Source organism: Neobacillus drentensis (assembly GCF_036965645.1).
Classification (GTDB): domain Bacteria; phylum Bacillota; class Bacilli; order Bacillales; family Cytobacillaceae; genus Neobacillus; species Neobacillus drentensis_D.
The window spans coordinates 3,045-15,817 of the sequence record NZ_JBALPZ010000110.1 but is presented as its reverse complement, the minus strand read 5'-3'; the positions used below and the strand labels follow the sequence as shown (position 1 = coordinate 15,817).

Below are 12,773 nucleotides of genomic sequence, written 5' to 3'. Positions count from 1 at the left end.
ACTCCACCAAATGTTTCTGAAGGCTGCCAGCCTCCTTACACAATAATCAAGATAAGTTAGATCATCCTCTCTGCCTAGGTCCGCAAATCCCCATCTGTCATATGGGTGGAACAAAATTAAATCTGCCTCAATACCTATATTGGAAAGTGCTGATAATTGACTCTCCAAATGTTTCCAAAATTCAACGTTTGGCTGATTAACATCCCACTTTCCTTCTCCATTTTTTTCGAAAGGAAAAAACTCAGGTTCATTCGTGTTATACGTATAACTTTTAGGAAATACGCACATACGAGCCTTATTAAATGGGCTTTTGGAGAGTGTTTCAATTGTCTTTTCAATAAGCTGCCTTGGTTGATGAATCCAAGCATATAACGTGGTTCCGAAGGGAATATATCTTGTACCATCGGCATATTGAAAATTCATACCATTCACAACAACAGGCCCATGATTATTTCCCGTTTCTCTTATACATTCAAATTCACCAGATTCATTAATCTCTTCTTCCGCTTTTAGACTTAACTCATAATGCCATATACCTACTTCATCAGGCATAAATCTAATTAGATATTCACCATTTCCATTGTAGAATCCGTTAATTTTAACCGTTTTATCATCTTTTCTGAATGTTCCAGTAAAATCCACCTTAACGTTTGATTTAGATGGTTCCGTGCCTCTAACGCTTCCCTCAAATATATTATATTTTTCTATTTTTTTCATATAATGCTCTCCTCTCTATTTTTGACTCTTTTGTGGTTTTTGTGGACCTTTCCCCGTTGTCTTTACTACATTTTCATATACTATTTTTCCATAATACAACTTGTCATGTATTTCAACAATTCTATTTAATTTATAAAATTTCTACTATATTTATTGAAGTTTGTTGTGAATCATAAATCTTAAAAAATATAAAGGGATTCCCCCTAAATGGAGAAAAACCCTTCTTTAAATAGAATAAAGTACAATGTTCATATTCTATCTATTAATTGCTTTATTATATTTGGATCGCCTTTAGCGCAATATATGGCTTAGAGGGAAGATTAATAGTTGAACCACCTGTAAATTCTCCTTCTAAATGCGATATGGTCATCTCCCATGTATCAATAACTTCTATTTTGTACCTCTCGTTTTCCGAAAATGGCAATACTTTAGAAGAAGGTCTACTATCACCAAAATAGGCAAGTAAATACTCCTCCCCTATTTTCCCTGCAAAAACGGTCCATTCAAAATTAAACGGCTTTAACCCTTTTACTGGTCCATCTTCGATGATAGATCGCAAGAAGGCAATTCGGCTTGGACTCTCGCCATAAAGCTTACCTCCATGGGACCACCAAATAATTTCATTAGGATTCATAAATGTCTCACCATGTGTAACATAACCGCCTTGGGAAACACCTTCCCAAAAACATTGAACCATTCTTTCAGCAGTGAGATTTCCCCATCCATGATTAAAATTTCCCTCATATCGACATTCATCAAAAATGATAGGCTTCTCATATAACTCTAGTAAATCCATAACCATGGAAGTATCAGGATGCTGAATGCTTGCATGTGTTACCCACGGCTTACTATGATCATACCAATGCGTATTACTGCGATTGTCTGGACGATGCCAATTATGAATCGATCTTAAGTGCTGTGATGGATCTTCTTTTTGAATTAATTTAAACAGATCATCCCATTCAGCCATCGGACGACTTTCAATGAGATCATATTCATTCGCTAATGACCACCAAATATTTCGAAAAGAAGCCAAACGAGCTATTAAATAAGAAAGGTAACGCTGGTCTACCTCTATTCCCATATTTTTAAATCCCCATCTGTCATATGGATGAAATAAAATTAAATCGACTTCAATATTTAACTCTTCTAACCTTACTATTTGCTCTTCCAGATTATCGAAAAAACAGGTATCAAAACGGCTAAAATCAAACCCCTCTTCTAATGAACCGACAAAAGGAAACAAACCTGGTTCTTGAAGATTAAAATCATAGTGTTTTGGAAATACACACATACGAATTTTATTAAATGGACCACTTTTTAAACTATCATAGGTTTGCTCCTGAATCTCTTCTTTCTGATAGTTCCATACATATGCAGTTGTTCCAAACGGATAGTAGGGTTTACCATCTGAATAGGAAAAATGCGTTTTACCAGAAACAATTACAGGACCATGATTGTCCTCTCCAGCTTTAATACATTGGAATTTACCCTTTAAATGATTTAAGGTTTCTAAATTACTCTCCGTTTGAAAAGACCACTCTCCAATTTGATCAGGCATATAACGAATGGTAAATTGACCCTCACCAGCATAAAAGCCTTTAACCTCAACTTCACGATTTGCATTCTTAAAAATGGCTTTAAACGATACATCTATGAAAGGATTTCCTTTATTAGTTCCTTCCCAACCTGCTTCAAACTGTCCCCATTGCTTAACATATTGGTCTTCCATTTCATAACTCCAATCTAGTTTGGTAATTGAAATTAAATCATTTTGATCTCCCAATTTTTATATTGTTCTAGGCCAACAAAATCTACCTTCCAACCTTGTGGTACATCCAAGCTTACAACAAACGTTTTTCTTCTAATAGATGTAAAGTCAAGATGCTGTTGTGCCACCATCAATCACTAACTCCGTACCCGTAACAAAAGATGATTCCTCTGATGCTAAGTACAATACGCCGAATGCAATATCTTCAGGGGTTCCAAACCGAGGAAGAGGCGTCTTTTCCTCAAATTTTTGCTTCAACACATTATGATAGAGTATGCCTTCGGTCATAGGAGTAATAATTAGTCCTGGATAAATTGAATTTACACGGATTTTATCCTTTGCATAATCCACTGCTGCAGCTCTAGAAATGGAGCGTATACCTCCTTTTGATGCTGTATAACCGTTAAAACCGCCACCAACAAGTCCGGCAAGGGAAGCGATGTTTACAATAGAGCCACCATCTTGTTTCATTATGGGAATGACTTGCTTCATACCCAAATAGCTCCCTGTTAAATTGATGTTTATCAGGCGCTTCCATTCTTCCGTAGTATCTAATTGGCTGCTAATGCCAGCACTATTTACAAGAACGTTAATTGTGCCGAACGTGCCAACTGCTTTTTGTACTGTAGCAATCCATTCTTCTTCATCAGATACATTAAGTTTAATACCTATTGCTTCACCCTGAAAAGCTTCGATCTCTGCAAGTGTAGTATTCAAGGTGTCTGTTTGAATGTCCGTCAATACAACTTTGGCTCCTTCTTTTGCCAAAAGAATTGCACTAGCTTTACCTATGCCGCTACCGGCTCCAGTTACTAGGGCAACCTTCCCTTTCATTCGATCCATCTTTCATATCCCCTTTCTATCATCTTAAACTCCCTTTAAGGACTTATGAAAATATCTCTACGTGTCTATGAATCCAAATCTATTATTAAACTTCTTTATTTTGCGTAAAATTTTCTATTCTTACCGTCAATATATAAATCTGATGCAACTCTAAAGCTGTCCTTTAGCCTGATATCAATAGAAGAGCTTCCAATTAGCACATCTATGTCACCAGCCTCAATTTTCCACTTCATGTCCCGATCAAGAAACGCCATTTGACTTGGCTCTACCTGGAAAGAAACGGTTTGCTTTTCTCCTGGCTCTAGTTCAATACGTTTAAATCCTGCTAATTCCAAGACTGGTCTAGTCATGCTGGCATAACGGTCCTTAAAATAAAGCTGAACTACTTCTGTTCCCTGCGTTTCACCTGTATTTTCTAAATCAAAAGTAATGGTGATTACACCGTTTGGTTCTATTTCCGTACTACTTAATCTCAAATTGGAATACTCAAAACTGGTATAAGAAAGTCCATGCCCGAAGAAATATCTAGGTGTATGAGGCATATCCACATAATCGGAAAAACCTATGCTTTCTCCCTGATGGTAACTGGAGCCATTCGGATGATTGTAATAAATAGGTACCTGTCCAGCGGAACGTGCCACAGATATTGGAAGCTTCCCGCTTGGATTATAGTTACCAAGTAAAACATCCGTAATCGCTTCTGCACCTTTCTCTGCAGGATTCCATGCCTCTAGAATGGCATTTGCATACTTGTCTGCTGCATCACTCGAGATGGGGCGGCCATTAAAATGTACGGCTACTACCTTTTTGTGCAATTCAGATAATTTTTCTAAAAAGGTTTCCTGACAGATTGGGAGATTAATATCCGTTGCATCAATACCTTCTCCCATAGAGGCAATAGAGCTGGTGCCATGTTTGCCACCCAATGTAACGATAACCAAATCGGCATCACGGGCTATTCTTAAAGCCTCTTCATGACCAGACATATCATTTCCTGCCACTGGATATCCAAACGAATAAGCAATTTCAGTCTGAGGCAGACTTTCCCGTAATTGCACGAGTAAATTCTTGATTCCTGGCTTTTGTTTCTGTAATAGTGCCTCAAAAGCTGGATCATCATCCACCTGTATAGGGGTTCCAGGGATGGTCTTCATCACAGATCTCTTCTCGTCTGCCTTTGTTTCTAGACCAGCCATAGTAGAAATGGCAGCTAACAGTCCTTCCGCCATACTAAAATGAGTATAGCCTCCAAAGAAAATTCGAGCGTCTGAAGCATGGCATCCGATTACAGCAATTTTTTTCACATTCTTTTGAATAGGCAAAATACCATCATTTTTTAAAAGCACTAGTGATTCTCTGGCTGATTGCAGCGTAACGTCCTCATCTTTGGAGCAATGAAAAGCCTTTGTCAGCTCTTCACCAGATAAGGCATAAGGGTTCTCAAAAAGCCCCATTCTAAATTTAGTAGCTAAAATACGCCTTACAGCTGTGTTCAAAATATCAATATCTGCTTTCCCAGTTTCAAACCATTCCGCTAACTCGTCATTAAAGCATTTCTTAATCATTAGCTCCATATCTATACCAGCGCTTAATGCACGAAGTCCTGCTTCCGTATAACTTTCACATACCTTCTGAACCCCATGAATATTCATAATCGCACAATAATCTGATACAGTGATTCCATCAAAGCCCATATCGTCCCGCAAGATTCCTGTCAATATTTCTTTGGAAGCGGACACCGGTTCTCCATTGATAGAATTATAAGAAGGCATGATTCCTCTTAAATTTGCTTCTGTAATTGCTGCCTGGAAGGGCTTCCCATAGATTTCTCGTAAAGGTCTTGCCGGCATATCAACATGAGTCCCGTGTATTCCACCATCAGAAGCATGAAAGCCCAGAAAATGCTTTGCGACACTTTCAGAACGTCGATGGCCCGTTTTTTCTAATTGAATACCTTTCGTATAGGCAACGCCCATTGCCGCTGCTAAAGTAGGATCCTCACCATAGGTCTCTCCTTGTCTACCCATTCTTGAATCTCTGGATATATCTAATACCGGTGCAAAGACTTGTGTGATGCCAACCGCGCGCTCCTGCCTGCCAACAATTTTCCCGATTTCTTTCTCTAATTCAGGATCCCAAGAAGAGGCTCTTCCAATCCCTGAAGGAAAGCTGGTAGCCCCTTGTACATACGCACCACAAAGACCTTCCATATGAAAAATGGCCGGAATACGATGTTCACTTAGCGACATGACTTTTTCCTGTATTTCACGCTGGAACCTTGCAGCATCTTCAAGTGTGTCTAGCGACCTCATCTCAAGAGTACTAACCTGCCCCACTCCATGTTTATACTTTTCTTCTAAGTATTCATAATCCGATAGTTTTATAGGGAAGTAACAAACAATCTGCCCCATTTTTTCATCAATACTCATTCTCTGCAACAAATCATCTGCACGTTCTTCAGCTGAGAGTGAAGAATCCATATATTTTATACTCGTTTTCTTCATCATTTTTCTCCTTGCATATTGGTTATTTAGCGAAATCTATTAATAATTTATAAGTTGTATCTCGAGAATCTTCCATTATATTGATAAGTGTATTCATTGAAAAAAAAGTGCTGCTGTGCAGTTAATTATTCCATCAGCCTTTCAGCAGCACCTTCTCATATTTACGATTATTTTCTACTACTTCAAAAATCACATTTATTTACGAACAAGGGATAAACCGGTCATATTTTCCACTTCCAGATTAAATCCTCCCGGTATTTCAACACTGTAAAAGATAGTGTTATCTTCTTTCCACCATTTAACACTTAGAAAGCCGTTGTTTATCGGTACTCTCCCTTCACACCAATCCAAGTCTGATGCTTCAAACCTCAGGGAAATAAATTTATTTAACACATCAATATCGCTAATACCTAATCCATTTTTATATAGCCAGTACACAATATGTGATCCAAATCCATGATTGCAGCTTGCAGAATCATCAGCATGCTCCCAAATAGTTCCAGTTTGATTTACCATATAAGTCAAGTAATCGCTGGATTCATCTACCAATTGTTTCCCTAGCCCATTTCGTGAGAGTAAATCCAACCTTAAATAGTTTCCAATAAATGCATTTGCCGGATCTACATCGGGATGAGCTCCTGTTGCCTTTCTTTTAGGTCCAAACTCAATCAACAATGTATTCCATAAATGTTTATGTGTTTCCGGTGTAGCAACCTCAAAGAAAAAGGCGTAGTATTGACATACTTCTGATTTGTTTTTTGTAACTCTTAGGTCACCATTTTCACGCACTGCATTATCTACAAAAAATGTTCCATTATAAGATTGCTTTCTAATTTCCTCTTTTAATCTGTAAGAATGTTCAAGCAACTCATTCATATTATAAATTCTTCCCGCAGCAGCCAAAGCTCCTGCATAAAGCATATTGCTGGGATAATTGACATCCTGGACATAGTCATTTGCCTTAGACCACTCAACAAACACCCAGCCATCAAGTTTTTCAAGAAGTCCATATTCATTTTCAAAAGCTTTAAAATACTCAAACAGCCTTAATACTTTTGGCTTAAATTTCTCGACAAGCTCTGTATCTCCGCTTCTTTTCAGATATTCTTCAAGCTGCACTACACACCAGAGTGACCAATTTGGGATAAAATCCCCATATTGTGATTTTAAATAGGTCACGATTCCAATAGCATCCGCAGGATAACACATCGGCAACATGTTCTCAGGTAATTTATCAAACTTATCTGCCAAGAGGTAGTTTTCAAAAAAGAGTCTTTCTACCTTGGTATTACCTGATAAATCAAAAGCTGCTCTTGCAGTAAAGAAGCTGTCACACAGGTATCCGGCCCTCTCACGGGATGGACAGTCCATAAAAATATCCACTGAGTTTTGCCGCAACGTTTCTCTACCAGCTTCAAAAAGAGGGCTTAATTTCGTATCACTACATGAAAAAGATGCTTTAAATACATCGGGGTTTGTATATTCTCTTAGATAAATATTGCTAATCTGACAGGAACCTTCAAATACCATTACTTTTAAATATCTTAAAGTGTAGGCTTCAAAAGCCTCCAGGTTGTATGTTCCCGTTTCAAGTTCATATACAATAAAGGGATTTATTCCTGCACGTTTGAAGTCTACATCTCCATCAGTAAGTTTTTCATCAAATATAAAGATAATTTTAGTCTTTTCTTTAGCTATTACTTTGGCACCGATAAAGCCTGTTAAATTGGTACCGAAATCAAAGGTTCTGTATGAACCTTTATGTAACTCAGTTGTAGAGTCACAGGTGAGAAAACTGTCGCTTTTGAGTTTTTGACAGTACTTAACCTTTTGTAGGTCAATGGCTGGATCCTCTTCGAATTCATTTATGGTATATCCCTTTTTAACTCGGCCAACCATATCAGTAAAAAACGCTACCCATGATGCTTCTGTTGTTTCATCTTCTTCAAAAATACCCTTTTCAACTTCTTTAACTGGCATTCTCAAAGCAAACTCTGGATATTCAACCACACGAGGCAAAAATGTTTTTTCGGGTACTACTTGACATTCAACAGCCTTTAAATCATAATCTTGTTTTGTTCTCCAATCTGCATACTGAGAATCAAGCTTATAATATTCAACAAACGATCCTCTTAGAAAGCTGTTGAAAGGAACCTTTTGCACCCGTTCATTGCATAATCTTGCTTCAAACAAAACACCCTTACCTTGAGTTGAAGCAATTACTACATCTCCACACAACAGCTCGGCCTGGAGAAATTCAGGTTGTTCCATAATATAATAATTTTCTACATTATAAGCAGCAACTTCTATTGAAATTATATTTATACCTTTAGCTAGCTTCTCGTAAATATCGAGTTCATCTACCCGGAAGTAACCTTTTGCTGCTCTTGCAGGTCCATAACCTGCAAACTGTCCATTAATAAAAAACCTATATATGGTAGAGACTGCTATTTTTAGTTTGCATGTTTCAAAACTTTGCATGTCAATAACTGCTCTAAATTCTAAAGTATAATTCATTTGCCCCATTAATTCCTGAGGCCAAATAGGTTTGGCCGACTTAAAGAAATTGGCCTTTTTTTCAATGTAGGTTTTCATTTAATATCCTCCTTTAACTATTTATTGTTCGAAAAAGTTATGGTCTTGTTGTGATTTGACGGTTAATCATAATTTTCCACTTTCCATTCATCTATCCAGTCTATATATGCCATCTCACCATCAAATCTTACAGGTAGCCATACATAATCTGATACAGAGGTATCAACATCTAAATCTAGGCCATATTCTTGTCTTTCTGCATCCTGTTTATTTTGATTTTGATTTCCTTTCATTTTAAACAGACTCAACATTTTTCTTTTTCCACAATCCTCACTTGATACTTTTCTAAAACAACTTCACCAGACAATTGTTCTCCAGTGACCATATCTTTAACAGCAGATTCAAGCACGACGGTTTGGTCTTCCTCCGTAAAGTTCATTATGAAAATATAGTCACACTCAGGGGATTGTCTCACTTGTACAGATACTCCCTTACCGTGCTTAACGGAAGCAGCAGGTTTAATCGCTAATTCGTTTATTAGCGCCGAATAGAATTTACGATGGAAATCATCCTCTAACCGGGCGCCAATATAATAGGTTTTTCCCTTCTGAAATACGTTGCTTGTAACAGCCGGTGTATTCGCGTAAAAATCCTGCACATAATGGGCTTCTGTTTTAGCTGCATTTAATTGAATAACTGTTGCATAATCTTTTAACTCATACGATTTACCATTGAAATGGACTGCATTGCGATCATTTGGATACAGCGTATCGGTTTCAACAGGAATCATTCCAAAAATCTCTTGAAGGTCTTTGTGCCAGCCCCCTAAATACGTTAAATCATGTTCATTAACAATTCCGCTTATGTAGGTCATGACTAACGTACCGCCCCTGGCTACATATTTCTTCAAGCGTGAAATCGTTTCTTCGCTTACTAAGTAGAGCATTGGCACAATTAATAATTTATACGAGGTGAAATCCTGGTCTTTGGTAATGACGTCGACAGGAATATCCATTTCCCAAAAAGTTCGGTAATGTTTCTGCAAGGTTTGCGGATACCGTTTCGTCTTTATACCAAAGCCTGATGCATCGTTAAGGGCCCAATTGCTTTCCCAATCATAAAGAATAGCAACGTCTGAAGGGCGATTTGTTCCCACTACATCAGAAATCTTTTCCAAGATTCCCCCCAACTTTGCAACCTCTTGGAACACACGGTTATCCAAGCTATTATCATGGTCAACAACCGCACCATGGAATTTTTCCGCAGAACCTCGTGACTTGCGCCATTGGAAGTACATGACGCTGTCCGAGCCATGTGCCACCATTTGCATGGAGGAAAGCAGATGCATTCCTGGTCGTTTTGCTTTATTCACTTGATGCCAGTTTACAAGACTCGGAGTAGATTCCATTAAAATAAACGGCTGCTGTTTAAGACTGCGATACAAGTCATCTATGAATCCTACTCTCATTGCCAAGTCAGCTGTACTCTCCCAATTATTGTGCCAAGCAGGGTAGGCATCCCAGCTGATCACATCAAGATGTTTCGCAAACTTGCTATAATCAAGAGCTTGGAACGGAATGAGTTCATGTGTATCCGCCATAAAATTCGTCGAAACTGGAATTTCAGGTGTAACTTCCTTTATGGGGATAATTTCATTTTCAAAGAAATCAATCGTCTGATCGGTTACAAATCTGCGCCAGTCAAGGTTTAATCCGTTTACCGTATTTTCTCCAATTGGAGAAGGAGATTCGATTTGTGACCAATCTGTAACAGTGTGGCTCCAAAATGGACCCCACCAAGCATGATTCAAGGATTTAAGGTCAGGATATTTCTCTTTTAACCAGTTTCTGAAGGCTTCCTGACATAGATGACAATGGCATTCGCCGCCATATTCGTTTGAGATATGCCACATTAACAAAGCAGGATGCTGACCGTATCTTTCAGCTAACAGGCGGTTGATCTTCTGAGTTTTTTCACGATAAATCGGTGAAGTAAAACAATGATTATGTCTTGCGCCATGCAGATGCTTCACTCTTGCTGAATTAACTCGCAGTACTTCAGGGTATTTTTGAGACATCCAAGCAGGACGAGCCCCACTTGGTGTGGCTAAAATCACTCGTCCGCCGATACCGTAGATATCATCAAAAATTTTATCTAACCACTCAAAGTTATACACTCCTTCTTCCGGCTCTAATGCAGCCCAGGCAAAAATGCCAACAGAAAAAGTATTCGTATGGGCAAACTTCATCAATTTGATGTCATCCGCTAATATATCAGTTCTATCTAGCCATTGATCAGGATTGTAGTCTCCCCCATGAAGCATAAAATTAGCTTTAGTAGTATATGTTCTATGAAACTTTGTCATCATCTCACCCAATCCATCATTTATTTGTACCTTTTTCAAAAAAGTTCTTTCAACCTTTTGGCAAGTTCGTCGTCGGAAAGTGGATTGCGTTGTGTGTTTTCCAAATAAATATACTTCTCCGTTTCGGGCATCAGATTTTAACGCAAAAAGAAATCAGGACTATCACCGTGAATACGCAGAAACCGCCTTAGTGTGTGTATTATTATGGACCGTACTCTTGATATTCGTGAGCCAATCCCCCCGGTAAAAGCGATCCCACTTCCCATGCTCGGAATCCCTCAAAACGTCAAGTCCCATCTGATAACACCACATCGACTCAGAAGCAAAGACGAAAGCTTGCGGGTAACGCTGTTCGCGATACTCTCTGTACAACCGGCACAGCCAGTAAAAACCATTCCCAGCCAGACAAATGAAGGGCCCCATGGAAACGTAACTCTATGAATATAATTTCAAAGGAATAGAATTCTTTATTATTTAATTGTTTTCGAGTATGTCCAATTGAGTAAGTCTTGGATTTGGTTTGATCTTATCAACTCCGATCGACTCTGGTTGACGGTTATTCATAATCTTCCACTTTCCATTCATCTATCCAGTCTATATATGCCATCTCACCATCAAATCTTACAGGTAGCCATACATAATCTGATACGGAGGTATCAACATCTAAATCTAGGCCATATTCTTGTCTTTCTGAATCCTGTTTTTTTTGAGGTTCTCCCGGTATAACAGTATCTCTTTCCGGGCCAAATAATAATTTAAATCTCTCTTTAACTGTTCGATACCTATTACCATTATAAAAATCTTCTCCGATTATCTCCGGAAGCTTTGGAAGCCATCTATCCGCCAATGCAATATACAAATCTTTTTTAAATGGATGTTTAAATACAGAGGTGATCTGTGAATTAAATGAAGTGCAGGTAGGATCCTCTGTATGCGGATTCCCCAAAATCTCCCATGGACCATGAAAAGTTTTGGCACGAGCGACCTCCGATGGGTTTGGATGATATCCTGTTGTGCCGGATGTGAACAAGTAGTGTAGTCCATTCCTATTAAAGTAGGCTGGTGCCTCACGAACATATGGAGGTTGGATATTTGGAAAATGAGTAGAATAATAACCTGTTACATCCGTGAAATCTTCTGTTAAATCGGCACATACAAGTTCACTATGAACTCTTTCAAAATAGTAGTAAGCCTTTCCATCTGGCGCCAAGACCAAATCAAAATCACCGGCACTCATATTTAATGGACGGAGACCACTTTTCACCATGGTATATGGTCCTAAAATATGGTCACTAATCAAAACCGTTGATTCCTGTGTTCCTTCTTTTTTCATAATCTTCAGCCAACATACAAACTTACCTGTTTTTTCATTAAAAATAATATGTGGTCTATCCATGAATTGAGAAGGATGCAGGGGAGAGTTCTCATCTTCTTCATTAGGAGGAATGATGATTCCTTTGTCTTCCCAGTTATACAAATCTTTTGATGCATAGCATTTAACTCCCCAATGCCAAATTCCATTTCCGGCCTTTGTGTTTTCTTTATTTTCACCATACCAATAAAAAGTATCTCCTACAGTTATAATGGATCCCCCATGCGCCTGAATGCGCTTTCCCTCGGTATCTAGCCAAATTTGTCCTGGTCTGATTGAATTATATTTCATTTTATACTCACTTCTCTCTTTCTATCTTTTCCTAGATTTTCACATAAAACTAGTTATCTGTATTCCAATAAATTTGGTTATGTTATAAAAATTCTAGTCTATATTAATTGGAGGCTGCCCCTTAGACGGAGAATAAAATAGAGTCTTCAGGGTCCTCAATATCTCATAAATAAATGTATAAATTAGAAAGCATTTATTCCCCAATCACTACATTTTCCGAAGATCTTCTTCTTAATTCGGCAGGTGAAAACCCCTCCATTTACACTCTACTAACATTTATTGGGTGTTTTTCTATCTAATAATTTCTAGAGTGAATTATCTTAAAAAGATTTATACTACTGCCACATTTCTTCGTTGATCATTTAAAAGCTGAAT

The 12,773-nt window shown here is 38.2% G+C and carries 9 protein-coding genes; all 9 read right to left on the bottom strand.

The window, feature by feature from the left end; all coding sequences use genetic code 11:
• A partial coding sequence (locus V7266_RS19680) for a DUF5060 domain-containing protein (RefSeq protein WP_335470180.1) occupies positions 1-717 on the bottom strand: 717 nt, incomplete at its 3' end.
• Positions 718-991: 274 nt separating this feature from the next.
• Positions 992-2,449 (bottom strand): DUF5605 domain-containing protein, encoded by a 1,458-nt coding sequence (locus tag V7266_RS19675; RefSeq protein WP_335470176.1) that lies wholly within the window; start codon positions 2,447-2,449, stop codon positions 992-994.
• Positions 2,450-2,481: 32 nt separating this feature from the next.
• Positions 2,482-2,619 carry a hypothetical protein gene (locus V7266_RS19670; RefSeq protein WP_335470174.1) on the bottom strand — a complete coding sequence of 46 codons (138 nt, stop codon included), beginning with the start codon at positions 2,617-2,619 and terminating at the stop codon, positions 2,482-2,484.
• Complete coding sequence (locus V7266_RS19665; RefSeq protein ID WP_335470172.1) at positions 2,597-3,331, bottom strand: SDR family NAD(P)-dependent oxidoreductase; 735 nt, start codon at positions 3,329-3,331, stop codon at positions 2,597-2,599. Before V7266_RS19665 ends, V7266_RS19670 begins: the two co-directional genes overlap by 23 nt.
• Before the next feature lie 95 nt (positions 3,332-3,426).
• A complete protein-coding gene (locus V7266_RS19660; protein WP_335470170.1) occupies positions 3,427-5,835 on the bottom strand; it encodes a glycoside hydrolase family 3 N-terminal domain-containing protein in 2,409 nt (802 codons plus the stop codon).
• 195 nt (positions 5,836-6,030) lie between these two features.
• Positions 6,031-8,430: a hypothetical protein gene (locus V7266_RS19655; RefSeq protein ID WP_335470168.1), complete on the bottom strand. Its 2,400-nt coding sequence runs from the start codon at positions 8,428-8,430 to the stop codon at positions 6,031-6,033.
• Positions 8,431-8,492: 62 nt separating this feature from the next.
• Positions 8,493-8,663, bottom strand: coding sequence for a hypothetical protein (locus tag V7266_RS19650; protein ID WP_335470166.1), 171 nt, complete (start codon positions 8,661-8,663; stop codon positions 8,493-8,495).
• An 11-nt stretch (positions 8,664-8,674) separates the two neighbouring features.
• Positions 8,675-10,735: a beta-galactosidase gene (locus tag V7266_RS19645; RefSeq protein WP_420491461.1), complete on the bottom strand. Its 2,061-nt coding sequence runs from the start codon at positions 10,733-10,735 to the stop codon at positions 8,675-8,677.
• A 556-nt stretch (positions 10,736-11,291) separates the two neighbouring features.
• On the bottom strand, positions 11,292-12,398 hold the full coding sequence (locus V7266_RS19640) for a family 43 glycosylhydrolase (RefSeq protein ID WP_335470164.1): 1,107 nt from the start codon (positions 12,396-12,398) through the stop codon (positions 11,292-11,294).
• Between the last annotated feature and the right edge of the window lie 375 nt (positions 12,399-12,773).

Excerpts from the sequence above, each read along its gene's own strand:
- V7266_RS19645 (WP_420491461.1), bottom strand. The coding sequence starts at position 10,735 with ATGACAAAGTTTCATAGAACATATACTACTAAAGCTAATTTTATGCTT.
- V7266_RS19665 (WP_335470172.1), bottom strand. The coding sequence starts at position 3,331 with ATGGATCGAATGAAAGGGAAGGTTGCCCTAGTAACTGGAGCCGGTAGC.
- V7266_RS19650 (WP_335470166.1), bottom strand. The coding sequence starts at position 8,663 with ATGAAAGGAAATCAAAATCAAAATAAACAGGATGCAGAAAGACAAGAA.
- V7266_RS19640 (WP_335470164.1), bottom strand. The coding sequence starts at position 12,398 with ATGAAATATAATTCAATCAGACCAGGACAAATTTGGCTAGATACCGAG.
- V7266_RS19670 (WP_335470174.1), bottom strand. The coding sequence starts at position 2,619 with ATGGTGGCACAACAGCATCTTGACTTTACATCTATTAGAAGAAAAACG.
- V7266_RS19660 (WP_335470170.1), bottom strand. The coding sequence starts at position 5,835 with ATGAAGAAAACGAGTATAAAATATATGGATTCTTCACTCTCAGCTGAA.
- V7266_RS19655 (WP_335470168.1), bottom strand. The coding sequence starts at position 8,430 with ATGAAAACCTACATTGAAAAAAAGGCCAATTTCTTTAAGTCGGCCAAA.
- V7266_RS19675 (WP_335470176.1), bottom strand. The coding sequence starts at position 2,449 with ATGGAAGACCAATATGTTAAGCAATGGGGACAGTTTGAAGCAGGTTGG.